This is a genomic window from Flavobacteriales bacterium, from assembly GCA_030584065.1.
Lineage (GTDB): Bacteria > Bacteroidota > Bacteroidia > Flavobacteriales_F > PHOS-HE28 > PHOS-HE28.
The window spans coordinates 3,346,391-3,369,587 of sequence record CP129489.1; the positions used below are offsets into that span (position 1 = coordinate 3,346,391).

General features: G+C 67.3%; 19 protein-coding genes and 1 tRNA gene. 8 read left to right on the forward strand and 12 right to left on the reverse strand.

What is annotated here, in order from left to right; all coding sequences use genetic code 11:
* Positions 1–15: 15 nt before the first annotated feature.
* The 4 genes from QY325_13855 to QY325_13870 all read right to left on the reverse strand — a co-directional run bounded on the left by QY325_13855 (position 16) and on the right by QY325_13870 (position 5,139).
* Positions 16–720, reverse strand: a complete 705-nt coding sequence (locus QY325_13855) for a response regulator transcription factor (protein ID WKZ65841.1) — start codon at positions 718–720, stop codon at positions 16–18.
* Positions 689–2,179, reverse strand: coding sequence for a HAMP domain-containing sensor histidine kinase (locus QY325_13860; GenBank protein WKZ65842.1), 1,491 nt, complete (start codon positions 2,177–2,179; stop codon positions 689–691). Before QY325_13860 ends, QY325_13855 begins: the two co-directional genes overlap by 32 nt.
* 247 nt (positions 2,180–2,426) lie before the next feature.
* Entirely contained in the window at positions 2,427–2,792 is a 366-nt protein-coding gene (locus QY325_13865; GenBank protein WKZ65843.1) for a transmembrane 220 family protein, read from the reverse strand.
* Between the two features lie 10 nt (positions 2,793–2,802).
* Complete coding sequence (locus QY325_13870; GenBank protein WKZ65844.1) at positions 2,803–5,139, reverse strand: carboxypeptidase-like regulatory domain-containing protein; 2,337 nt, start codon at positions 5,137–5,139, stop codon at positions 2,803–2,805.
* A gap of 61 nt (positions 5,140–5,200) precedes the next feature.
* Between QY325_13870 and QY325_13875 the strand changes: the two genes are divergently transcribed.
* Positions 5,201–6,643: an aldehyde dehydrogenase gene (locus QY325_13875; GenBank protein ID WKZ65845.1), complete on the forward strand. Its 1,443-nt coding sequence runs from the start codon at positions 5,201–5,203 to the stop codon at positions 6,641–6,643.
* Here QY325_13875 and QY325_13880 read toward each other — a convergent pair.
* Positions 6,633–6,767 (reverse strand): hypothetical protein, encoded by a 135-nt coding sequence (locus tag QY325_13880; GenBank protein WKZ65846.1) that lies wholly within the window; start codon positions 6,765–6,767, stop codon positions 6,633–6,635. The genes QY325_13875 and QY325_13880 overlap by 11 nt on opposite strands.
* Positions 6,768–6,862: 95 nt before the next feature.
* Entirely contained in the window at positions 6,863–7,921 is a 1,059-nt protein-coding gene (locus QY325_13885) for a SiaB family protein kinase (protein ID WKZ65847.1), read from the reverse strand.
* 54 nt (positions 7,922–7,975) lie between these two features.
* Here QY325_13885 and ppk1 point away from each other — a divergent pair, with 54 nt between their 5' ends.
* From ppk1 to QY325_13900, 3 genes are all read left to right on the forward strand, one after another.
* Entirely contained in the window at positions 7,976–10,669 is a 2,694-nt protein-coding gene (ppk1, locus tag QY325_13890) for a polyphosphate kinase 1 (protein ID WKZ65848.1), read from the forward strand.
* A 315-nt stretch (positions 10,670–10,984) separates the two neighbouring features.
* A tRNA-Ala gene (locus QY325_13895) sits at positions 10,985–11,058 on the forward strand.
* A 37-nt stretch (positions 11,059–11,095) separates the two neighbouring features.
* Positions 11,096–11,980 (forward strand): fructosamine kinase family protein, encoded by an 885-nt coding sequence (locus QY325_13900; GenBank protein ID WKZ65849.1) that lies wholly within the window; start codon positions 11,096–11,098, stop codon positions 11,978–11,980.
* Between the two features lie 7 nt (positions 11,981–11,987).
* Here QY325_13900 and QY325_13905 read toward each other — a convergent pair whose 3' ends face one another.
* Positions 11,988–12,974: an aldo/keto reductase gene (locus QY325_13905; GenBank protein WKZ65850.1), complete on the reverse strand. Its 987-nt coding sequence runs from the start codon at positions 12,972–12,974 to the stop codon at positions 11,988–11,990.
* A 372-nt stretch (positions 12,975–13,346) separates the two neighbouring features.
* Here QY325_13905 and QY325_13910 point away from each other — a divergent pair, with 372 nt between their 5' ends.
* On the forward strand, positions 13,347–14,027 hold the full coding sequence (locus QY325_13910; protein WKZ65851.1) for a response regulator transcription factor: 681 nt from the start codon (positions 13,347–13,349) through the stop codon (positions 14,025–14,027).
* A complete protein-coding gene (locus tag QY325_13915) occupies positions 14,024–15,394 on the forward strand; it encodes an ATP-binding protein (protein WKZ65852.1) in 1,371 nt (456 codons plus the stop codon). Before QY325_13910 ends, QY325_13915 begins: the two co-directional genes overlap by 4 nt.
* A gap of 3 nt (positions 15,395–15,397) precedes the next feature.
* On the opposite strand, the gene QY325_13920 is transcribed toward QY325_13915, so the two are convergent.
* From QY325_13920 to QY325_13930, 3 genes are read right to left on the reverse strand one after another with little or no spacing between them, the layout of a single operon-like run.
* A complete protein-coding gene (locus QY325_13920; GenBank protein WKZ65853.1) occupies positions 15,398–16,081 on the reverse strand; it encodes an ABC transporter ATP-binding protein in 684 nt (227 codons plus the stop codon).
* A complete protein-coding gene (locus tag QY325_13925; protein ID WKZ65854.1) occupies positions 16,078–17,355 on the reverse strand; it encodes an ABC transporter permease in 1,278 nt (425 codons plus the stop codon). The genes QY325_13920 and QY325_13925 overlap by 4 nt, the downstream gene beginning before the upstream one ends.
* 4 nt (positions 17,356–17,359) lie before the next feature.
* Positions 17,360–18,436, reverse strand: a complete 1,077-nt coding sequence (locus QY325_13930) for an efflux RND transporter periplasmic adaptor subunit (protein ID WKZ65855.1) — start codon at positions 18,434–18,436, stop codon at positions 17,360–17,362.
* A gap of 97 nt (positions 18,437–18,533) precedes the next feature.
* Between QY325_13930 and QY325_13935 the strand changes: the two genes are divergently transcribed.
* The gene (locus QY325_13935) at positions 18,534–18,944 is read left to right on the forward strand and encodes a RidA family protein (protein ID WKZ65856.1); all 411 of its coding nucleotides are present in this window, start codon (positions 18,534–18,536) and stop codon (positions 18,942–18,944) included.
* 197 nt (positions 18,945–19,141) lie between these two features.
* The gene (locus QY325_13940) at positions 19,142–19,546 is read left to right on the forward strand and encodes a hypothetical protein (GenBank protein ID WKZ65857.1); all 405 of its coding nucleotides are present in this window, start codon (positions 19,142–19,144) and stop codon (positions 19,544–19,546) included.
* On the opposite strand, the gene QY325_13945 is transcribed toward QY325_13940, so the two are convergent.
* Both QY325_13945 and QY325_13950 read right to left on the reverse strand, forming a co-directional pair.
* Positions 19,525–20,766 carry a hypothetical protein gene (locus tag QY325_13945; GenBank protein WKZ65858.1) on the reverse strand — a complete coding sequence of 414 codons (1,242 nt, stop codon included), beginning with the start codon at positions 20,764–20,766 and terminating at the stop codon, positions 19,525–19,527. The two genes, QY325_13940 and QY325_13945, sit on opposite strands and share 22 nt — an antisense overlap.
* Complete coding sequence (locus QY325_13950) at positions 20,759–23,197, reverse strand: DUF2339 domain-containing protein (GenBank protein WKZ65859.1); 2,439 nt, start codon at positions 23,195–23,197, stop codon at positions 20,759–20,761. The genes QY325_13945 and QY325_13950 overlap by 8 nt, the downstream gene beginning before the upstream one ends.

A 23,197-nucleotide genomic window follows, 5' to 3' on the forward strand; every position in this document is an offset into this window, starting at 1 on the left:
GCGGGAGCGCGCCGGCTATTGCGGCCCGGGCGCCACCAGTCGGAAGCCCTTGCCGTGTATATTGATGATCTCCGCCTCGGGGTCCTCCTTCAGGTACTTGCGCAGCTTGGCGATGTACACATCCATGCTGCGGCCATTGAAGTAGCTGTCGCTTCCCCACACCTTGTTCAGCGCATAGGCGCGCTCCAGCACGTCGTTGCGGTGGGCGCACAGGAGACGTAACAATTCGCTTTCCTTGGTGGTGAGGCGGCGCTCACCGGCAGGGGTGCGCAGCACCTGCTTGCGCGGGTCGAAGTGAGAGCCGCCGAAGGAGTAGGTCACCGGTTCCTCGGGGCCGGGCTCAGTCCCGCGGGTGCGCCGCAGAACGGCATTGATGCGCAGGATGAGCTCCTCCATGCCGAAGGGCTTGGTGATGTAGTCGTCGGCGCCGCTCTGGAAGCCCTGCACCGTATCCTGCTTCATGCTCTTGGCCGTAAGGAAGATGATGGGCACCTCGGGGTCCTTCGCGCGGATCTCACGGGCCAGCGTGAATCCGTCCTTCAGCGGCATCATCACGTCGAGGATGAGCAGGTCGAAACGCCCCTTGCCGAAGGCCAGCCAGCCCTGCTGGCCGTCGGTGCGGAGCTCGGTATCGAAGCCGCGTGCGCGGAGGTAATCGGCCAGCAGGGTGCCGAGATTGGGGTCGTCCTCAACGACGAGGAGCCGTGCGCTGGTGCTCATGGGCGAAGGGAAGGAAGATGTGGAAGGTACTGCCCTGTCCGGGGATGCTCTCCACGCGGATGCGGCCGCCGTGGCGCTCCACCACGCTCTTCACGTAGCTGAGGCCGAGGCCGAAGCCCTTGGCGTTGTGCAGGTTCCCGGTGGGGATGCGGTAGAGCTTGTCGAAGATCTTGCGCTGCTCGGAAGGCGGGATGCCGATGCCATTGTCGGCGACGCTGAGCGTGATGCCCTCATCGTCGCTGTTCGTGGCGATGCGGATGCGGGGCTCCTGCTCGCAGTACTTCACCGCATTGTCGATGAGGTTGTAGAGCAGGTTGGTGAGGTGGATGCGGTCGCCTTGCACCCGGTGGATCTCGGCGCGCAGGTCGGCTTCGATCCGTCCGTTGCGGCGGCTCACCTGCATGGTGCTGCTGCGCACCACATCCTGTATAACGGCATGGAGGTCGAGGTCCACCGGCTTCACCACCATGCGCCCGCCGTCCTGCACGGCGCTCTGCAGCACATTCTCCACCAGCGCCCCCAAGCGCTTGTTCTCGTCGCGGATCATGGTGGTGTAGGCGCGCACCTGCTGCTCGGTGCGCGGGATGCTGGGGTCGGCCAGCGCCTCGCAGGCCAGCCCGATGGTGCTGATCGGGGTCTTCAGCTCGTGGGTGAGGTTGTTCACCAGGTCGTTGCGGATGTCGTTGAGCCGCTTCTGCCGGACCACCGCGCGCAGCGCGTAGGTGAAGACCAGCGCGATGATGAGCAGGAAGAGCGCCGAGGCGATGAGCATGGGCCAGGAGCCCTTGAGCAGTGCCGCACGGCCATGCTCGGCGCGCACGTGCAGGTAGTTGGGCGCCCCTGCCAGGTCGTGCCGGAAGAGCCGCGCCCGGTGCGGTGATGCGCGCAGCAGCAGGGCGGCGCTGTCGGCGGCCGGCGCCAGCGCCAGTGCCCCCTCGGCGGTGAAGACGGCCCAGGCGGGGTCGCCCTGGAGCCCCAGCGGCAGCAGCTCGCCCCGCAGTAGGCTGTCCAGCGTCACCGGGTCCACGCGTTTCCGGATGTCGCGGCCCAGCTCCGAGGCCAGTATGGCGCGCACCAGGTCGGTCACCATCTCCTCGTGCTCGTCTTCGCCCGGGAAGCCGGGAGGCGGCGGCAACGGCTCCAACGGAGCATCGGGCGGAGGCACCGGTTCGGCTCCGGCGAAGGGCTCGTCCGCAGGCTGCGGCAACGGCTGTGCCCGCCGCATCGAGTCGAGCCGGAGGAGCATGCGCCGGCCCTGCCGGTGGCGCTTCAGTTCGCGCATGCGCTCGATGCCCTCCAGCCGATCGCTCACGCGCATCAGGGCGTGCGATACCGCTTCGTCGAACTGGTCCTCGCGCAGCGCGATGGTATTGCGCGTCCACGCCACCTGGATGGCCAGCAGCCCCAGCATGGCCACCGTGATGGCGGCGAGCAGGAGCGCGATGGACCGCTTATCCATGGTGTAGAGCGAAGCTACCGGGGGGCCTCCGGGGGGGCTGCTGCTTAACGAGCTTTAACGTTCCTTGACGCAGCATTCACAAGCGCCGCGCGGGCTGGCGGTAGTTTTGCAGCGTCGGAGCACGCTAACGACGGCGCTTGTCGCCTCAGCATACTGAACGAGCTGTCAAGGAGGTATGGTTTTGGTTCTCTGAACAGCGCAACAAGGGGTCGGAAGGCTCTCACGCAAGTGGGGGCCTTTCGATTTCTCAGGCCTTGGGGGCGCGCACGGCCAGGCGCAGCAGGTGCAGCAGGCCCAGGAGGGCGGTGAGCAGGCCCAGGAATTCGCGCACCACCTCGATGTGCGGGGCTTCGGCCTTCATGGAGCCCACGATGGTGGGGAAGCCCATGCGCGCCCAGTCGGCCATGCCCGGCGCCAGGCTTCCCATCCATACCAGTACGGTCAGCGTCAAGGCGCCGGTGAGCCATTTGAAATGCCCGCCCAATGCGGCCAGCAGGCAAAGGGTGCCCACCGCACCGTACACCGCGACCCACAGGAGCGGGTCCGGGTCGTTGTACTGCAAGGCGGCGAAGAGGAAGAAGACCGCGGCGAGCACGTAGTTGAGGGCTTTCATCGGGCAGGGGTCAGAATTCGATGCGGTAGCTGAGGTTCGGGATCAGGCCGAGCTGGGTGCGGGTGATGAACTCGCCTTGCCGGTAGTCGAACACCCGGTAGGCCTCGTTGCGGGTATTGGCGGCATTCTGCAGGTCAATGGCCCATTGGCTCGTGCGCCCTGGGCGGTCACGCTTCAGGTATACCCGCAGGTCGATGCGATAGACGTCGTTCAGCTTTGCGGAGTACGGTTCGCCGAGTACGAAGGTCCAGATGCCGCGGCGGTTCTGTGCCTCCATGGGGGTATACCGCAGGCCGCCCACCCCCAGCGCGCGGAGGCCCGCACCCCAGGTGCGCACATGCGTCTCCTTGGCCTTGCGCCACTCCTTGCCGGCGATCGCGTTGGCGGTCCAGTTCGCGCTCCAGCGGCCTTCCCGCTCCAGGCCGTCCACGATGAAGGTGCTCCGGAAGGCGCTGCCGTTCACCAGCCAATAGTAGCCGCGGCTGAAGTCGCGCGAGAGGCTGAGCTCCGCACCGATGTTCCGCCCCTCGGCGGTCTCCTCCATCGGCAGGTATTGCGGTTGGTCCCAGAAGTTGAGCAGCGCACCGTCAAGGCCGCTGGCGCCCCTGAAGCCCGACCAGGGCCGGGGCACGCCGGTCAACCGCTGCGCGAAGGCCTCTGCGCGCACCACGAGGTTCGCCTGCACGCGGTGCTCGTAGCCCACCACCAGGTCCTCGCTGCGCTGCAGGCCGATGGAGCGATTGTCCGGCACGCCCAGGGCCAGGCTGGCGGGCGAGGGTGCATAGAGGTTCATCACCGCATGCTGCGGCAGTTGCCCGCGCACGCCGGCGCCGACCATGAGCGCACCGCGCGGCCCAGTGCGCACGAAGAGGTCGATGCGCGGCTCGGGCAGGTCGCTGTCGCTGTAGGTGAAGCGGCTCCAGGCCACGCCCGCGGTGAGGTGGCTGCCGTGGGAGAGCGGCACCATCACCTGCGCGAAGGGACGCAGCAGCCAGCCGCTGGTGGTGTCCCTGAGCACGTTCACCGCGGCACGTTCCATTGCGCCGGCACCGGCCGCATAGCGCAGTCGCTTCCCCAGGGCGCCCTCAACGCGCACCACCGCGCTCAGCTTGCGCTCATACAGGCTGGTGAAGGGCTGTGCGAAGGCGCGGGCGGCGGTGTCCGTCTCCGTCTCGGTGCGCTCCTGGTAGGCACCGCTCCAGGCCGCGGTGGCATGCAGTACCGACCGGCGCCCCAGGGGGAGCCGCAGCGTGGCGCCCACGGCGCCCATGCTGCTGGTGTAGTCGATGTCGCGCGAGTCCTTGTCGGTCTCCCAGAGCGCGGTGTCCGGTTTCGCAGCGAAGACGTTGGCGCTGGTGCCGCCCATCCCGAAGAGGCGCAGCTCGCCCTGTTCGCCCAAGCGCGTACCCACGTGGAAGGAGAGGTCCTGGAACCGGATCGCCTCATCGCCCAGGTCCACCCCCATCGCGCTGAGCAGCCCCACCGTGCTGTAGCGGTAGTTCACCAGGTGGAAGGCCTTGCCGTTGCGTCCGATGGGCCCCTCGGTGCTCAGGTCGATGCCGAGCAAGCCCGCCTGCACGGTCCACTCGCGGGCTTGCGCATTGCCGCGCCGCAGCTCCAGGTCCATGAGGCCGCCCACGGCATTGCCGAGGTGCGCGGGCAGGATGCCGGTGCGCAGGCGCGAGGGGCCGAGCATCTGCGCGCTCAGGATGCTCACGCCGCCGCCGCTCAGGGTGGGCAGGTCGCTCACCGTGCCCGCGTTGCCCAAGTGGTTCGGGCTCACGATCTCCGCTCCTTCCAGCAGCCAGCTGTTGGCCAACGGCGAGTTGCCGCGCACCATCAGGTGGTTGGCCTGGTCGTTCGGCGCGGCCACGCTGGGCGTGGCCGCTACCAGCCGCGCGGGATCCTGGAACATGGCCGGATAGCGCAGCCCCTGTTCAACGGTGAAGGTGCGCACGCCGAGGTGCGGGATGTGCCACACCTCCACCGCGCCCACTTCCACCGGCGCCAGCTGCACGAAAGCCGCCCTCAGTGCCAGGTCCACCACGGTCTCCTTGCCGCTGCGCACCCACACCTCGGGCAGCTCCTGGGGCTCGTGGCCCACCACGCTGGCCTTCACCGCGTAGAGGCCCACGGGCACCTGGCGCAGGATGAATCCGCCAGCGCTGTCGGTGGCCGCGCCGAGCAGGGGTTCGGAAGGGCGCAGCACCACCGTGGCCTGGGCCAGCGGCAGCCCGGTGGCGGCATCGCGTACCGTGCCGCGCACAACGCCCATCGGCTCCTGTGCCGCAGCCGCGATGGCGACGACGAGGGCGGCGGGCAGCAGCAGTGAGCGAAGGCCGTTCATGCCGCGATGTTACGGAAGCCCCGGCAGGGGTGCCTGCGGGCAGGATACCTTCGGCGCTGCCATGGAAGAGATCCTCAACCTCATCGGCGGGCGGTTGCAGCCGGCCATCAGCGGCGGCTGGCTCGATGATCACGAACCGGCCACCGGCCGCGTCTATGCCCGTATCCCGGATTCCGATGAGCGCGATGTGGAGGCCGCCGTTGCCGCTGCGGCAGCCGCCTTTCCGGCATGGAGCGCACGTTCGCGTGAGGAGCGCAGCCGCATCCTCCTGCGCCTGGCCGATCTCATCGAACGCGACCTGGAGGGCTTCGCGCAAGCGGAGAGCCGCGATAACGGCAAACCCGTGCACCTGGCCCGCAAGGTGGATATCCCGCGCGCGGTGTCCAACTTCCGTTTCTTCGCCACCGCCATCCTGCACGAGCACAGCGAGGCCCACCTGATGGACGACATTGCGGTGAACTACACCGACCGGAGTCCCATCGGGGTGGTGGGTGCCATCAGCCCATGGAACCTGCCGCTCTACCTCTTCACCTGGAAGATCGCGCCGGCGCTCGCCGCTGGCAACTGCGTGGTGGCCAAGCCCAGCGAAGTGACCCCCATGACGGCCTTCCGCATGGCCGCCCTCTGCGCTGAGGCAGGCCTGCCCCCGGGCGTCCTTGGCATCGTGCACGGGCTGGGGCCGAAGGTGGGCGCCGCCATCACCGCGCATCCGCGGGTGAAGGCCATCACATTCACCGGTGGCACGCGTACCGGGCAGGAGATCGCGCGCGTGGCCGCTCCCCAGTTCAAGAAGCTGAGCCTGGAGCTCGGCGGCAAGAACCCTGTGCTGGTGTTCGCCGATTGCGACTTCGAGGAGATGCTGCGCACCACGGTCCAGAGCTCCTTCCGCAACCAGGGCCAGATCTGCCTCTGCGGTTCGCGCATCCTCATCGAACGGCCCCTCTACGACCGCTTTCGCGATGCCTTCGTGGAGCGTGTGAAGGCGCTGCGCGTGGGCGACCCCAACGATCCCGGTAGCGATCTCGGCGCCGTGGTCTCGCAGGCGCACATGGAGAAGGTGCTCGGCCATATCCGCTTGGCCCAGGAGGAAGGGGGACGGGTGCTCTGCGGCGGCGAGCGGGTGATGCTGCCGGGCGACCTCGCGGCCGGCTGGTACATCGCCCCCACGGTGATCGAGGGGCTGGGTCCGGCCTGCCGCACGAACCAGGAGGAGATCTTCGGGCCGGTGGTGACGCTGGCGCCCTTCGACACCGAGGAGGAGGCGCTGGCGGCGGCCAACGGCACCACCTATGGCCTCGCCTCAGTGCTGTGGACGGGCGATGTGAAGCGTGCGCACCGGCTGGCGCGCAGGCTGGAGAGCGGTATCGTATGGGTGAACTGCTGGATGGTGCGCGACCTGCGCACGCCCTTCGGCGGCATGAAGCACAGCGGCGTGGGCCGCGAGGGAGGCGTGGAGGCCCTGCGCTTCTTCACCGAGGCGAAGAACATCTGCATCAGGCTCTGACGGGCCTTTTGGGGCTGCTGTGGCGCTGCTTCATGCCGTTGGTGAAGAACCACCCGAAGCGGTGATCGAACCAGGCGGCGAAGCGCTCGAAGCCGAGCAGGAGTCGATGGAAGGCGGTGACCATGGCGGCAGGTTTCAGTGGTAGAACACCGATCGCATGCCGATCGTTATGCCGCGGTAGCCAAAGAAAGCCAACGGCGGCGGCCGGCCAGGAACCGGTCATCGCAGGCGGACCAGCAGCACGGCCTGCGTGCGTGCCCCCTCCTCGCGCACATCAAGGATGCAGGGATCCCGGCTCAGGCGCGCCAGCTCGAGCAGCCCTGCATCGAGGGATGGGCCTGGGCCTGTGCGGCCCAGGAGGGCATCGCGGTAGCGCCGCTCAAGCAACGCCGGCTGCATGCCTTGGACATCCGCGACCTGGCCTCCCAGGGCATCGATGCGCGCGCGGTGTCCCGATGCCGCCAACAGGAGTGCAAGCCCCTCGCCATCGCGGAGCAGGGCCATCACGGCATCCGCCGCCAGGTCCTGGGCTTCCAGCCAGTCCGCGCCGCTGAGGAAGGCGCGCTGGGCGGTGCGTGATTCGGCGCCTTCCAGTTCGCGCTCCAGGAGTCGGAGCACCGCCTCGCGCACCGCGGCCGAAGGGCTGCACCGGCATGCCGCCACCAGGCCCAGCGCAGTGGCGTCGCCATGCATCCGTCGGATGGGCTCGAACGGGGAGGTGTGGGACGGTGTGCCGCCTACGGTGATGTGCAGCACGAAGAGCTGGTGCAGTGCATCAAGAGGCAGCAAACGGTAGCGCAACGCGTTGGCCGATCGGCGGGCCATCTCGATCAAGCCCAGTCCGGCACCGCCGCGGGCGGTGCGCGTGCCTTCGCGCAGGCGGGTCAGGAAGAGTTCCTTCAGCTGGCCGAGGTCGAGGTCGCCGAGGCGGCGCAAGGCGGACTCCAGCTCCAGGGCCTCGTCGGCCTCCACGGGGTCGATGGCCACCACCTCGTCCACCGTGGCCGAGCAGCGCAGCGCGAAGAGGCAGCGGCCGTTGGCGAGGCCTTCGAGCGAGCTGCCAGCGGCCTTGTGGCGGACGATGTTCTGGTAGGCCTCCACCATGATGAAGGCCAAGCGGTGCTGGTGCGTGCGGTCGCGGCCCATGGCTTCGGCTGTGGCCTCGCCCAAGGCGACCAGGCTGGCGGTGTGCGCGTCGGAGAAACCGCCGCAGTAAACCAGGCTGAACCGGTCGCCATGCAGCAGGTCGTAGAGGCTGTGCGCGGCGGCGGCATCCATGCGGGTGCTGCCAAGATAGGATCGGCGTGCGGTGCGCGTCTACCTTCGGCCGCCATGGCCACCATGGATCCTGCGCTCCTCGAGAAGGCCCGGCTGCATGTGCGGCACTGGTTCGCGCGCCGGATGCCCCGGCATATGCGCTTCCACGACCTGGAGCATACCCTGGCCGTGGCACGCACCGCCGTGGCCCTGGCCCGGGCCCGTCGGATGCCCCCGGAGGAGGTGTCCCTCCTCGAACTGGCAGCCCTCTTCCACGATACGGGCTATGCCCTCGCCTATGACGGTCACGAGCGGGAGAGCGCGCGGCTCGCCGAAGCGTTCCTGGTGAAGCATGGGGCGTCGGCCCGCAGCAGGGCCCAGGTGCGTGCACTGGTCATGGCCACCTGCTTCGGTGCCCGGCCGCGCACGGCGATGCAGGCCGTGCTGCGCGATGCCGACTCCGCCAAGGCCGGTCAGGTGGATTTCGCCGCCCGCAGCGAGCTGCTCCGAGCCGAGCGCGAGGTGGCGCAGGGCCGGAGGATCGGCGCACAGGAATGGCTCCGGGAGAACCTGGCCTACCTGGGATCCCATGTGTTCCACACCCCGGAGGCCCAGCGGCGCTACGGGCCGCAGAAGCGGATCAACCTCCAGCGATTGCGCGAGCAGGCCGAGCGGCACCGCGCGAAGGCCAAGAGCGACCGGGAGGACCGCGCGGAGCACCGCTTCGTGGACCGCGACCTCAGCTGGCTGTCCTTCAACGATCGCGTATTGCAGGAGGCCCGGGACCCGCGCAACCCGCTGCTCGAGCGCGTCAAGTTCCTCGGCATCTATTCCAGCAACCTCGATGAGTTCTACCGGGTGCGGGTGGCTTCCCTGCGCAGCCTCGGCCGCCTGAGCAAGGCCACGCGTACGGCGCTCGCTGTGCCGCCCGACAGGCGCATAGCCCGCATCAACGCCAAGGCCCTCGCCCAGCAGCGCGAATTCGGCCGCCTCTGGCGCGAGGAGCTCCTGCCGGCACTGGCACGCAAGGGCATCCGAATCCGCAATGAGGAGCAATTGTCGCCGGCGCAGATGCGCTTCCTGCGCGAATGGACCGCCAGGCGCATCGCTCCGCGCCTCGTAACGGCTGCCGTCCGCGCCGGCAACGCCCCGTTCGTGGAGGACCGGAAGCTCTACTTCGCCTGCCGCCTGGCCCCGGCGGGGAAGAGCGGCGGCAAGCAGCGCCTGGTGCTCGTCAACATCCCCAGCGATGAGCTGGGCCGCTTCATCGCCCTCCCGGCGCCCAAGGGGCGCACGGAGCTCATCTTCCTTGACGATGCCGTCCGCTTGGCGCTGCCGGGGCTCTTCACCGGATTCCGCGTGCTGGGCTGCCACGCCATCAAGCTCTCGCGCGATGCCGAGCTCTACCTCGACGAGGAGTTCACCGGTACCGTGCAGGATAAGGTGCGCAAGAGCCTGCGCAAGCGGATCACCGGCGTGCCCTCGCGCCTGCTCTACGATGCCGCCATGCCGCGGCGCATGGTGCGCACGTTGCGCGAGCTGCTGGGCCTGGCCAAGGACGACCTGGTGCCCGGTGGACGGTACCACCATTTCAGCGACCTCCTGCGGCTGCCTGTCGCAGGGCATAGGGCGCTGCGTGATGCACCCTGGCCGCCGCTGCCTCACCCGGCCCTGCGCGCCCGCAATGCCTTCGCAGCCGCAGACCGTGCGGATGTCCTGCTGCATTTCCCTTACCATGATTTCGGCCAGGTGACCGATTGGCTCCGGCGCGCAGCGCGCGATCCAGCGGTGCGCCGCATCCACATCACCCTTTACCGGGTTGCGGAGGACAGTGCCGTCTGCACCGCCCTTATCGAGGCCTTGCGCCGCGGCAAGGAGGTGCATGCCTTTGTGGAGGTGCAGGCCCGGTTCGACGAGCGTTCCAACCTGAAGTGGGGCGAGCAGCTGGAGCAGGCGGGCGCCGTGGTGAACTACGGCTACGAAGGTCTCAAGGTGCACTGCAAGCTCTGCCTCATCGAGCGGGTGGTCGGCGGCCGCATGAAGCGCTATGCCTACTTGGGCACCGGAAACTTCAACGAGCGCACGGCGCGCCTCTACGCGGATACGGCCCTCATTACCGCGAACCCGACCCTCACCCTGGAGGTGTCCGAGGTGTTCAGGCACCTGGCCGATCGGCGCCACCGGCCCCGGACCCAGCAGCTGATGGTGGCGCCCTTGGATCTGCGCGCTGGGTTGGAGGAGCTGATCGACCGCGAGATCCGCAGCGCTGCGCTGGGCCGACCGTCAGGCATCCTCCTCAAGCTCAATAGCTTGGAGGATAGGGCCTTGATTGCGAAGCTCTACGATGCCGCCCAAGCCGGTGTGCCCATCCGGCTCATCGTGCGCGGCATCTGCTGCCTCGTCCCCGGCGTTCGGGGCCTGAGCGAGGGCATAGAGGTGATCAGCATCGTGGACCGGTACCTCGAGCACAGCCGCACCTATGTCTTCCACAGCGAAGGGCGGCAGCGCGTATACCTGGCCTCGGCTGACTGGATGGGACGCAACCTGGACCGGCGGGTGGAGGTCGCATTCCCCTTGCAGGATGCGGGCCTGCGCGCGGAACTGCTCCACCTGCTCGATCTGCAATGGGAGGATGGGACCAAGGCACGGACCATCAACAAGGCCCAGGACAATCCCTACCGCAAGGCGCTACGGGGTCGACCTGTCGGTCACGCGCAGCGCGATGCCTACGGGTACCTGCGAGCCAAGGGGAAACGGGCGGTGCGCTGAGTTGGCGAAAGGGGGGAGAAGGCTTGCCCTACCTACCCTAATGGTCCCTTGCAGGTTCCATCGGTCCAAAACCACCTCCTCCCTCCCTTTCAAGTCTGTCCAACGCTGCCGGTCTGGCGCTTCACCATGGCTTGCCATCGAACCGGGCCAGCGGTGCAAAGTTGGCCTTGCACCCAAGGCGTTTCGTCCCGGTCGCGCCGGTAGTTTTGAACGATCGCGAATCCGGTGGGTGCCCTGTGCCGGCACAGGTAGGCGCAGATTGACACGGATCGCTTAAACTTGCACCCCGTTCCCGCAAGGGGGCGCTGAAAGAATGGGGAATTAGCTCAGCTGGCTAGAGCGCTTGCATGGCATGCAAGAGGTCACCGGTTCGACTCCGGTATTCTCCACGAAGGCCGCTTCACCTGAAGCGGCCTTCTTCGTTCCATGCCGCTGCCCGGTTCACTCGCAGAGCGCCTCGGTGAGCACATCGCCCGCCATGCCGGTGCCTATGCCGAGGTGGAGCAGGCGGTACCCGTGGGTGGCGGGAGCATCAACGACGCCTATCGCCTCGACACCGCTGCAGGCCGATTCTTCGTGAAGGTCAATTCGGCGGACCGCTTCCCCTCGATGTTCAGCGCAGAGGCCGATGGTCTCCGGCGCCTGCGCGATGCGAAGGCCCTCCGGGTTCCGTCCGTGATAGCCACCGGTGAGGACCATGATGACGCCTACCTGCTGCTCGAGTGGATCGAGGAGGGCGCCAGGACCCTCGCATTCTGGGAGTCATTCGGACGGGGACTGGCCCGGCTGCACGCGCATACGAGCGAGCGCTTCGGCCTCGAGAGGGACAATTACATCGGCACGCTCAAGCAAATGAACACCCCGGAGCCCGATTGGCCCGGCTTCTTCGTCCACCACCGCTTGGAGCCCCAGCTCAAACTCGCGCGCGACCGCAAGCGGATGGAGGCGGGCGCCTGCTTCCGCTTCGAGCGCCTTTTCGCCAAGCTGGACCGGCTGTTCCCGAAGGAACCGCCCGCGCTGCTGCACGGCGACCTGTGGAACGGCAATTTCCTCTGCGACAGCGAAGGCCGACCGGTGCTCATCGACCCGGCAGTGTACTATGGCCACCGCGAGATGGACCTGGCCATGACACGGCTGTTCGGCGGCCTCGACCCAGCGGCCTACGACGCCTATCAGGCTGAATGGCCCTTGGAGGCCGGCTGGGAGGAGCGGGTGGACCTGTGCAATCTGTACCCGCTGCTGGTACACGTGAACCTCTTCGGGGGCGGATATGCGGCCCAGGTGGAGGCCGTACTGCGGCGGTTCGTGTGAGGGCGCCCTACCACTGCGGCCGCACTGGTGCGTTCCCCAGCACCTTCTCGATCTTCTCCATCACCGCCGGGGTGAGCAGGTCCTGCGCATCGCTGGCCTTGAGGTTCTCCTTCAGCTGGGCCTCTTTGCTGGCGCCGAGGATCACCGTGCTCACATTGGGGTTCTTCAGGCACCAGGCCAGGGCCATCACCGGGAGCGAGAGTCCCAGGCCATCGGCGATCCTGTTCAGCTTCTCCGCGGTCTTCAGGCGTTCGGGGGTGAGCTCGCGCTCGCGGAGCCAATCGAGGCCCTCCATGGTGAGGCGCGTGCCCTTGGCCGCCTTGATATCGCGGTGCTTGCCGGTGAGGATGCCGCTGGCGAGCGGGCTCCAGATGGTGGTGCCCAGTCCCACCGTCCTGTAGATCTGCCCGAACTCCACCTCCACCTTGTCGCGGTGGAACATGTTGTACTGCGGCTGCTCCATCACCGGGCCGATGAGGTGGTGCTGCTTCGCCACCATGTGCGCCTCCATGATCTCCTGCGCGCTCCACTCGCTGGTGCCCCAGTAGAGCACCTTGCCCTGCATGATCAACTGGTGCATGGTCCACACCGTCTCCTCGATGGGCGTGCTCTTGTCTGGCCGGTGGCAGAAGTAGAGGTCGAGATACTCCAGCTGCAGCCGCTTGAGCGCATCGTTGCAGGCCTCCACCAAGTGCTTGCGGTGAAGTCCTACCTGCGTGGGGCGCTTCCCCCCGGCGCCGAAGTAGGCTTTGCTGCTCACGATCCAGGTATCGCGCGGCCACTTCTGCTTCTTCAGGATCCTGCCCATCACGCGTTCGCTCTCGCCCCGCGCGTAGATCTCGGCGTTGTCGAAGAAGTTGATGCCATTGTCGTAGGCGACCTTCATCAGCTTCCCGGCGGTGGCGTCGGTGATCTGCTTGCCGAAGGTGAGCCAGGAGCCGAGCGAGAGCTCGGAGACCTGCAGGCCGGAGTTGCCGAGGCGGCGGTAGCGCATGCGGGCGATGGATTAGGGTGGGATGCGTGAATGAGGGTGCGAAGATTGCGCGATCGGGATGGGTTAGCGCGAGGAGCCTCACCGGGGTACGCAGGGCTGAAGCCATGGGCGGATGCTGGATTTCACCCCTTTTTCACCCCCTGCTCATGCCGTCTTCCAGGGTGCCGGGCCACTTTTGGGCCGTGAATGTGATTCGGCAGGCATCCCGTCACGCGAGGCCCTGGAGCCGGTTGTTGGTGGAAGTGGAAGCACCCGTGGTACGGTGCAGGTGAACGGGCTGAAGGGCAGGATGTCAGCGAAATGAAGGAGGCTCGCACGGCGGGCCTCCTTTTCGTTGCGGCCGGGTTGGCGCCCGCCCTCTAGCTTCGTCCCATGCGTATCCTGCTGGCCGAGGATGAACCCAAGGTAGCGGCCTTCATCAAGCAAGGCCTTGAGGAGAGCGGCTACCAGGTGCTCAATGCCTTCGATGGCCTGATGGCGAGGCGCTTGGCGCAGGAGCCGGATATCGCCCTCGTGCTGCTCGATGTGGTGATGCCGGGGATGAACGGCGTGGAGGTCTGCAAGGCCATCCGGGCCGATGGGGGGCGGATGCCCATCCTCCTGCTCACGGCGCTCGGCACGGCGGACGACAAGGTGGCCGGGCTTGATGCCGGGGCGGACGACTACTTGGTGAAGCCCTTCGAGTTCAAGGAGTTGCTGGCCAGGATCCGTTCGCTGCTGCGGCGTGGAGCGGCCGTTCCGGAGCTGGGCGACCGGCTGGCCTACGCCGATCTGGAACTGGACCTTGCCAAGAAGGAGGCCGTCCGTGGCGGCCGTCGCATCGCGCTCACCGCAAAGGAGTTCGCCTTGCTGGAGTACCTCATGCGCCATCCGGACCGTGTGCTCTCCCGCGCCCAGATCAGCGAGCGCGTATGGGACATCGCCTACGACACGGGCACCAATGTGGTGGAGGCCTACATCAAGCTCCTGCGCAAGAAGGTGGATCGGGACTTCGAGCCGAAGCTGATCCACAACAGGGTCGGGCTGGGCTATATCCTCACCGACCGGCCATGACCATCCGCAACCGGCTCGCCCTGCAGTTCCTGCTGCTGGCATCGGTGATCCTCGGCATCTCCTTCGCTGCCGTGTTCTACATGGCCGCCCGGTTCCGGCAGGAGGAATTCGCCGGCCGCATGCGGGATCGGGGCACGCGGGCGGCGAAGCTGCTCATCCAGGTGGACGAGGTGGATGAGGACTTGCTGCGGAAGATCGAGGAGGACAATCCGGTGCGGCTGCACGAGGAGGCGCTCTGGATACTCGATGAGGATGATCGTGAGCTGTTCCATATGGGCGGCTTCATGCAGGCGCGCGCCGTCACGCCCACACTGCTCGATAGCGTGCGGTCAGCTGGCGAGCTGCTGCATGAGATGGGCGCCCGGGAGCAGCTCAGCTTCGTCTTCGGCGATGGGGGCGACCGGTTCGTCGTGGTCGTCTCGGGCGTCGATGTCTACGGGCGGAGCAAGCTCCGCAACGAGGCGCGCGTGGTGACGGCCACTTTCCTCATCGGGCTGGTGATCACCTTCCTGGCAGGCCGCTTCTACGCGCAGCGTGCGCTGGCGCCGGTTCAGCGCATGGTCACCGAGATCCAGGGCATCGGCGCTACGGACCTGGCGCGGCGCATTGCGGCGGGCAATGGGCGCGACGAGCTGGCCCAGCTGGCCGCCTCATTCAATGCCTTGCTGGGTCGCCTTCAGGCCGCCTTCGCCGCGCAGCGCAATTTCATCGCCAACGCTTCGCACGAGTTGCGCACGCCGCTCACCGCCATCTCAGGCCAGATCGAGGTGCTGCTGCTCAAGGACCGCTCGGGGCCCGAGTATGCCGCGGCACTGAGGTCGCTTCTTGTGGACATGCAGGCCCTCAACCGCCTCGCCGACCGCTTGCTGCTCATGGCGCAGGCCGAGTCGGAGGCCGCACGGCTCACCTTCGCCCCGGTGCGGATGGACGAGGTGGTCTGGGCGGCGCGCGCCGAGGTGCTCCGTGGACATCCAGAGCGCCGGGTGGACGTGGGCATCGACGACCTGGAGGATCCCGACGACCTGGTGGTGAAGGGCAATGAGGTGCTCTTGCGGTCCATGGCCGCCAATCTGATGGAGAATGCCTGCAAGTACGGGGGCGATGGCTGTGCCAGGGTGACCATCCGGTGCGCCGGGCCGGAGGTGAGCCTGGTTGTGGAGGATGAAGGGCCAGGGATCGGCGGTGCCGATCGGGAGCGCATCTTCGAGCCCTTCTACCGGTCCGACAGCACGGGGGGGACGCCCGGCCACGGCATCGGCCTATCGCTGGTCAGGCTCATCGCCAACCTGCACGGCGGGGGGGTGACCCTTGATCCCGCGGACGGGCGGGGCGCCCGCTTCACGGTGCGCCTGCTCAAGGCCGCGTAAGGATCAGGGCACGACGCGCCCGTCATCCATGGTGATGATGCGGTCCGTCCTGGCGGCGAGCTCATCGTCGTGCGTCACCACCAGCAGGCTGCGGCGCTGCTCATCGGCGATCCGCCGGAAGAGGTCCTCCACGATGGCGCTGTTGCGGCTGTCGAGGTTCCCCGTTGGCTCGTCGCACATCAGGATGAGCGGCTCGTTGATCAGGGCCCGCGCGATGGCCACCCGCTGCTTCTCTCCGCCGCTGATCTGGTTCGCACGCTTGCGTGCCTGATGATCGACTCCCATGGTACGGAGGTGGTCCATGGCGCGCTCCTCCACCTCGTGCTCCGTCAGCAGGCCGCGCTTGAGGCCGGGCAGCATCACATTGCGCAGGACCGTGAACTCGGGGATGAGGTAATGGAACTGGAACACGAAGCCGATCTTCTCGTTGCGCAGCCGGCTCAGGTGCTCGTGCGGGCTTCCCGTGATGCGCTCCCCATCGAGGAACAGGTCGCCCGTGTAGTCCGTGTCCATGGTGCTGAGGATGTAGAGCAGGGTACTCTTGCCGCAACCGCTCTTCCCCATCACGCTGGCGTACTCCCCGCGCATCACCTTCAGGTCCACCCCCTTCAGCACCTGCGTGTCCACCGGGTCGCGGAACCACTTGATGATGCCGCGCGCTTCGATGACGGGATCGCCGTTGCTCATTTCCCTCGGATGATCTCCACCGGATCCACGCGGCTTGCCTTGCGCGCGGGAAAGAGGCCGGCGAATAAGGTGGTGACGAGCGCGAAGGCCACGCCGATGAGGTAGTACCGCGGATTGTGGTCCACGGGGTAGGTGGTGATGGTGGGCAGCGCATCGAACCGGAAGGGGATGTGGTCGATGCCGATGGCGAGGAGACCGCCCAGCAGCAGGCCGGCAATGGCACCGAAGACACCGATGATCATGCTCAGGTTGATGAAGATCACGCGCACGTCCCGCCCGCTGAAGCCCGTAGCCTTGAGGATGGCGATGCTGTCGAGCTTCTCATAGATCATCATGTTCAGGATGTTGTAGATGCCGAAGCCCGCCACCAGCAGCAGCACCACGCTCACCACGTAGCTGATGAGGCTTCGCACGCCGCTGCCGGTCTCGAATTGGGCGTTGGCGGTCTGGATGTCCTGGGCGTCCGCATCGAAGCGCCGAGCGTATTCCCTTGCCACCGCCGGGGCCATGTCGAGGTCCTTGAGCCGCACCTGCACATCGGTTATCCAGCTCCGCGGCTGGGCCAGCAGGTTCTGGGCGGTGGTGAGCGTTACGAAGCAGGTGATGTTGTCGAAATCCGCCATGCCGCTCTGGTAGAAGCCGATCACCTTCAGGGTGAAGCGGTCGCCGGTGATGGTGGAGACCTGCACGGCATCGCCGATGCCCACGCGCATATTGTCCGCCAGGCCCTTGCCCAGCACCACGCCATTGGAGCTGCCGGCGAGGTCGGACACGGTGCAGCCAAGGAGATAGTCGCTGAAATGCAGCAGGCGGTCCTCCTCCAGCGGCTCGATGCCCTGGATGGCGCCGTTCACCTCGATGGTCCCTGCATTGAAGAAGACCTGGGCGCTCACCTTGGGCGCTATCCCGTCCACGCGCGGGTCCTTGCGCAGGGCGTCGATGATGGCCAGCGCGTTGCGCACAGCCGCCGGCTCGCCCTTGGGCTTGATGCGGCTGATGAAGGGATGGGTGAGGTCGCGGCCGGTGGCGCGCTCCAGGAGCTGCTTGATCTCCAAGGGCTGCCGCTCGGCCGGGCGTATCTCGTTGTAGATGCGGATGTGCGCCGTGCGGTTGAGGATGAGCCCGTCCAGGAGGCCGTTGAGGCCGTTCATGAACCCGCTGAGCGCGATGTACATGCCGATGCTGATGGCCACACCAACGGCGGCCACCACGCTCTGGCGGAGCCTTGCACGCAACAGGGTTGCGGAGATGCTCAGGAGCAAGCGGTCCGCCATGGGGTCAGGGGTGCAGGATGACGGTGGTGCTGTCGATGCCGCCGAGCACCTCCGCGCGCTGCAGGTCGCGGAGGCCCACCTGCACCGCGCGGCGCTCGCCCTTGCCCACCAGCACATAGCGGTCATCCACCAGATACGCCGCCGGTATGGTCAGCGCGCGCTCCTTGCGCGCCAGCACGATGTTGGCTTCGGCCGTGAGATTGGGGTAGAGCACGGCCGGGGGTTGCTTGAATACGGCCTCCACCGTGAAGGTGCGCGAGCGTTCGTTCATCAGCGGGTCCACGCGCGAAACGGTGCCCTCCAGCAGCTGGCCCTTGTAGCTGTCCATGGTGATGAGCACGTCCTGGCCGGGCTTCACGCGCACGATGTCGTATTCATCCACCTGCAGCTCCAGCAGGAAGGCGTCGGAACGGCCCACGATGGCCAGCGGCCGCTGCGGATTGGCCAGCTCGCCGCGTTCGATGAGGACATCGTATACGCGGCCATCAAGGAGGCTGCGCACCGTATGGTCGCCTTCGGCTGCCCGCCGCATGGCCAGTTCGTTCTCCGCCAGGCGTAGCTCGTTGCGCAGCCGCGAGCGGGTTTCGCTGTAGGCCTTCTGGGCCGTGAGCAGCGCATTGCGCGAGGAGGTGTAGGACAGTTCGCGGCTGTCCAGCTCGGACCGGCTGCCGATCTGCTTCTCCCACAGGGCCTTCTGCCGCACGTACTGCAGGCTGTCGTTCGCCAGTCGAGTGCGGGCCTGCTCCATGGCAAGCCGCAATTGCTCCAGCACGGGAGAGGCGCTGCCGGCGTTCTCGCGAAGCAGCTCCAAGGCCAGCGCAGCACGCTGTGTCCCCAGGCTGGTGGCCCGGTCGTCTATGGTGAAGAGCGCATCGCCCTTGCTCACGCTGTCGCCTGCCTGCGCATGCACCTCGGCCACGATGCCGCTCACCGCAGGGTAGGCCTGGTATTGGTCGCGTGCCTTCACCACGCCGCTGGCATATACGGCAGCTGTGATAGGGCCCGTTTCGGGCTGCGTGGTCTCCGGCTTGGACCCGCATGCGGCGAGCAGCCCTGCAGCTGCGATGAGGCATTGGCGCATGCGGCGAAGGTCGCAAGCCGGGCGCATCCCGCAGCCGACGGCGGTCAGCTGCGCAATTGCCGGGCAGCACCGAACTTCACCCGCCACAAACCCGCCCATGAGCAGCATCTCCAGCAGCAAGGCCCCCGAGCCCGTCGGCCACTACCCCCATGCGCGCCGCGTGGGCGACCTTATCTTCCTCAGCGGTGTGGGCCCCCGAGAGCGCGGCACGAAGAGGATTCCCGGCGTTGAGCTGGACCCTGAGGGCCGGATCGTCAGCTACGACATCGAGACGCAGGTGCGCAGCGTCTTCCAGAACGTGCGCTGGATCCTGGAGGACAGCGGCTCCTCGTGGGAGAGGATCGTCGACGTGACGGTGTACCTGACCAACATGAAGGATGACTTCCCCGTGTACAACCGCCTGTGGAAGGAGTACTTCGAGAAGGACCCGCCGTGCAGGACGACGCTGGAGATCAATTGCCTGCCCACCCCGATCGCGATCGAACTGAAGGTGGTCGCGACCATTTGATGGCACTCGGCGGGATGGCGCGAATGGACGCCCGGCCGGCGATGGTGCTCGTTGGCCTGGTGCTCGCCGGTTGCGCTGCGGATCGACCGGCCGCTGATGGCGCGCGGAGCGGCGGGCAGCGTGGCTCTGGCGTCCTCCACATCCACGCACCGTATACGGAAGCCTATTGCGGCGGTGTCGATCCCGGGCCCGAAGGCATGCCGCGACCCCGCCCGTGGAGCGGCCGCATGTACATCCGGCTGGCGGAACCGGACAGCACCGGCCGATTCGCGATGAACGACCCCGGCGCACCGGTCCTCGATTCCATCCGGATGAACAGCGAGGGTGATGGATGGCTGCGATTGCCCGCCGGCACCTACCTCATCCTCGACCGCGAACGCGTGGATCGCAGGAAGCATGACCAGCTTCTCCGCGATCACAGGGATGGCGCCTTGTACACCGACCCCATCGACAAGGCCTGCATGGATCGCTGGCTGCGCGGCCCGTTCCCCGTGCACAGCATCACTGCGGGGGACACGTTGCACATGCCCCTTCCCTTGCATGGCCAATGCCCATGGTACAGCACGCCGTGCGTGCGCTATCACGGGCCGCTGCCACCGTGACCTCGGTCCTTCCGAAGCATGCGCACCGCCATCCAGCCCATGCCCAGCATGAGGGCGATGATGGCGGCCCATACCCAGGCGCTGGAGGGGTCGAAGCGAGGCCTCTCGGGCTCGGGCTCCGGCAGCCGCTCCAGGCTGCCGTGCGCCATGGTATCGAGCGGCACCGGCAGCTCCTCGGCGAAATGCGCCAGATCATAGCGCGGCGGTGAGAGCCGTTCCTGGCCCGAGACGACCCGGTAGCGCATGCCCGGTTCCAGGCGCGCGAGCAGCACGCGCTGGCGGCATTGCGCGCTCACCGCGCTGATGCGCAGCGGCAGGTCGTCACCGTTGTCGATGCGGATCTCGAAGGTGTCGAGCCGCGCGGGCATGAGGCTGAAGGCGCAGCCGCCGCGCCGCTGGATCGTGAACGTGCCCATGGTTTCGCGCCAACGCTCGGTGCGCGTGCGCCTGCCCTCGCGCACCTCGGCGCTCCGCCAGGCGCTCAGCTCCGCGGTGCGCAGGAACGGAGCGGTATCCTGCACCGTGAACGCAAGCCGCTCGATCAGCAAGGCATTCGGCGATGCGACGCGCAGGATGGTCCATCGGGCGCTGTCCTTCCGCGTGAAGGGGAGGTCCACCGGAGGGCCATGGACGGCTTCGGGCGCCTGCTCCGGCACGAAGCGCCCGATGCCCAGCACCTTCATCGGCGCGGTGAGCGAATCGTTCAGCGTGAGGCGCAGGTAGCGGTAGTCGCTGCGCGGGGTCCGAAGCACGAGAACCTGATGGGGCGGCTCGCCGCGGGACCCACGCACGGCCACGTGCTCGTCCTTCACCATGTACCATGCCCGGCGATCGTCGCTGCCGGTGATGCGCACGCGCTTCTCCGCATCGATCGGCTTGATCCATACATGCAGTTCCTCGATCGCTTCGCCGGCCGGCCGCTCGATCTCCAGCTCGGTGCGGTGCGGGAGCACGGCATTGCGCAGCAGGTTGAAGGCAACGAAATGCTCCGGCCCCGGCGCGCGCGCCACTTCGCGGAGCACGTACGGCACTTCCGTGCCGGTGCTGTCGAGCAAGCGGATGTCGCCGAGGTCGGAACGGGCGCTGCCCAGCAGTTCGGCGCTCAGGGTGATGGCGTGCACCCCTTTCGCGGTCACCAGCGGAACAGGGGCGCCCCAAAGCCAAGGCTGGGCGTGCAGCGGCCCGCTCAACAGGAGCGCAGGCAGGAACAGGTCACGCATGCGGGCCATCGTCCGGCTGGTCTGGGGTGGTGGCATCATCGCGGAAAAGGCCTTTCAGCCGCTGGTACATGAACGAGATCACGAGCAGGAGCGCACCGAGGAAGATGAAGGCCGCCACGCGCCCGCCCTCGCTCAGCGCGCCGAGGTCGAAGAGGAAGAGCTTGACCAGCGTGATGGCGAAGAGCGCCAAGGCGATGATGCGCATGGTGCGCAGCCGGGTGCGCATGCCGTACCACATGAAGGCGAAGCTGCCGATGCCCCAGAGCAACGGGTAGCCCACGCGGCGCGCGGAGTCCAGGTGCGCATCGGTGCCCTGACCGAGGGCCATGGCCACATCGAGCTCCTGGCTGGCCAGGGTGACGATATAGCCCGAGGCGGCCCAGAGGTAGAGGGTCCACGGCGCGGAGGGCCGCGGCAGCAGGCGGCGGGCGAACCATGCGATGCGCACCACGGCCATGATCATCAGCGCCAGCGCCGCATAGTGGAAGGGCATGAAGCCTCGACCGTCGTCGGCATTGAACAGCATCCAAAGGGCATTGCGCCCCTGCGCATAGGTGCCGGTGATGTACACGAGTCCGCACACGAGCAGGATGGCTGCCACGGCGCGGCCATAGGCGGCATGGGCGTTCCGCACGAGCCGGCCCAGCGCCAGCGCGAAGGCCAGCGTATAGGCCATGAGGGCCTGGTGGACCACGCTGGAATGGAATGAACGGCTCAGCTGATGATCGAGCTCGAGGAAGTTCGTGAGGTAGAGGATGACCACGCTGCCGACGAGCGAGATTACCCGCCAATGCGCGCGCCGGAGTAGGGGCAGCAGCGGCTCCTGCGGTTCCACCCTGGCGAGCAGGAGGCAGCAGGCGGAGAGCGATGCCGCGGCGGCCATGCCGGTGATCCACCCCTTGTTGAGCATCACGCGAAGCGGCGCTTCACGCCAGTCGCCATAGGCATCGGCCAGGTCCATGGCCAGGCTGGCGATCATGAGCAGGCTGATGATCACGCTGGCGCGCTCGATCAACCGCAGCCCGGTGCGGTGGGCGAACCAGAGCAGCAGCACGGCCTCGGCTGCCCAGAACAGCGTGATGCTGCTGCCTTCGAGCTGAACGGGCGCTGCCAGGCTGATGAAGGTGAGGACGAGCCCGATGAGCAGCAGCCGGAGCGGCCGGGGGATGCCCTCCCGCTTATGGAAGTGGAGCGCGAATGCCAGGTAGAACAGACCGAGCAGCACCGTGAAGAGGCCGGTCACACGGACAGGGAGGTCGCTGAGGTAATGCAGGCCCGCCGCATAGTAGCAGGCGGTGTTCACCAGCAGCAGCGCATGGTCGAGCACGGTGAACGCGGCGCCGTGCCGGAGGTTGTACCGCAGGTTCATGGCGAAGAACACCAGGAAGAAGCCGGTGGCGAAGCCGAATGCCGGCCAGGAGGGCCGTGGATCCAGGCCGGTGTAGGCCGATACGGACCAGGCGCCGACGATGAGCACGGTGAGCACGAGCGACAGCACGTTGATGACCTGCCACTTCTTGTAGCCTGCCAGCACCAGCATGCCGGTGTCGAGGATCAGCAGGTAGGTGAACAGCACCCTGTAGTTGCCTTCGCCCGTGCTGACGAGGAAGGGTGCGGCGAAGCCGCCAAGCAGGCTGATGACGGCCAGTTCCTTACGGTCGTAGCCGAGCGTGAGCAGCACGGCCATACCGGTGATGGCGACCATCACGGCGAAGGCCATGCCCTGGCCGATGAGCTGGTACTGCTGGAAGGCGATGGTGATGGTGGTGTAGAAGACCGCGATGCCGCCCGCGATCAGCACCGAGCTGAAGGCGCGGAAGCGCTCGTGCAGCCGGTGGGCGAATAGCACGAGCAGGCCTCCGGCGCCGAGCCCGATCAGGGTCTGGCCGGTCTCGTTGATCAGGCCCTTGCCGATGGCGTAGCGCAGCAGCAGACCGATGCCCAGCACGAGCACGGCGATGCCGATCTTGTTGATGAGGTTCTCGCCGATGAACTTCTCCAGGTCAGGATGGCGTTCGAAGAAGGATGGCTGCGGCGGCGGCGCCGGACGCGGTCCGGGAGCTTCCACCACCACCGATGGCGTGCCATGCTCCGCAGGGCCATCGAATGCCTCCCGCATGCGGCGCAGGGTATCCTCCTCAACGGATGGCGCGGGCTCGGGGGGCTGGGGCGGGACGATTGGCGGTACGATGATCGGCGGTGGCACCACCGGTGCTGCCGGCGGTTCGGATGCCACCGGTGCCGCAGCAGGCGTGGCTGGCGCTTCCCCGATGTTGGGGGGATAGGCTTGCTGCGCCTTCTTCCATTGCGCCATCTGCCCGCGCATGGCCTCCAATTCGCGCGATAATGCGCCCATGCGCACCAGCAGGAGGATCATCAGCACGACGATGGCGATCGGGATCAGGATCGCGAGCAGGATGGCGCCTTCCAT

Bases quoted from the DNA above. Each gene is read 5' to 3' on its own strand.
- QY325_13935 (WKZ65856.1), top strand. From the start codon at position 18,534: ATGAGCAGCATCTCCAGCAGCAAGGCCCCCGAGCCCGTCGGCCACTAC.
- QY325_13880 (WKZ65846.1), bottom strand. From the start codon at position 6,767: ATGGTCACCGCCTTCCATCGACTCCTGCTCGGCTTCGAGCGCTTCGCC.
- QY325_13945 (WKZ65858.1), bottom strand. From the start codon at position 20,766: ATGCGTGACCTGTTCCTGCCTGCGCTCCTGTTGAGCGGGCCGCTGCAC.
- QY325_13865 (WKZ65843.1), bottom strand. From the start codon at position 2,792: ATGAAAGCCCTCAACTACGTGCTCGCCGCGGTCTTCTTCCTCTTCGCC.
- QY325_13860 (WKZ65842.1), bottom strand. From the start codon at position 2,179: ATGGATAAGCGGTCCATCGCGCTCCTGCTCGCCGCCATCACGGTGGCC.
- ppk1 (WKZ65848.1), top strand. From the start codon at position 7,976: ATGGCCACCATGGATCCTGCGCTCCTCGAGAAGGCCCGGCTGCATGTG.
- QY325_13875 (WKZ65845.1), top strand. From the start codon at position 5,201: ATGGAAGAGATCCTCAACCTCATCGGCGGGCGGTTGCAGCCGGCCATC.
- QY325_13930 (WKZ65855.1), bottom strand. From the start codon at position 18,436: ATGCGCCAATGCCTCATCGCAGCTGCAGGGCTGCTCGCCGCATGCGGG.
- QY325_13855 (WKZ65841.1), bottom strand. From the start codon at position 720: ATGAGCACCAGCGCACGGCTCCTCGTCGTTGAGGACGACCCCAATCTC.
- QY325_13950 (WKZ65859.1), bottom strand. From the start codon at position 23,197: ATGGAAGGCGCCATCCTGCTCGCGATCCTGATCCCGATCGCCATCGTC.
- QY325_13905 (WKZ65850.1), bottom strand. From the start codon at position 12,974: ATGCGCTACCGCCGCCTCGGCAACTCCGGCCTGCAGGTCTCCGAGCTC.
- QY325_13920 (WKZ65853.1), bottom strand. From the start codon at position 16,081: ATGAGCAACGGCGATCCCGTCATCGAAGCGCGCGGCATCATCAAGTGG.
- QY325_13900 (WKZ65849.1), top strand. From the start codon at position 11,096: ATGCCGCTGCCCGGTTCACTCGCAGAGCGCCTCGGTGAGCACATCGCC.
- QY325_13870 (WKZ65844.1), bottom strand. From the start codon at position 5,139: ATGAACGGCCTTCGCTCACTGCTGCTGCCCGCCGCCCTCGTCGTCGCC.
- QY325_13910 (WKZ65851.1), top strand. From the start codon at position 13,347: ATGCGTATCCTGCTGGCCGAGGATGAACCCAAGGTAGCGGCCTTCATC.
- QY325_13915 (WKZ65852.1), top strand. From the start codon at position 14,024: ATGACCATCCGCAACCGGCTCGCCCTGCAGTTCCTGCTGCTGGCATCG.
- QY325_13940 (WKZ65857.1), top strand. From the start codon at position 19,142: ATGCCGCGACCCCGCCCGTGGAGCGGCCGCATGTACATCCGGCTGGCG.
- QY325_13925 (WKZ65854.1), bottom strand. From the start codon at position 17,355: ATGGCGGACCGCTTGCTCCTGAGCATCTCCGCAACCCTGTTGCGTGCA.
- QY325_13885 (WKZ65847.1), bottom strand. From the start codon at position 7,921: ATGGATGCCGCCGCCGCGCACAGCCTCTACGACCTGCTGCATGGCGAC.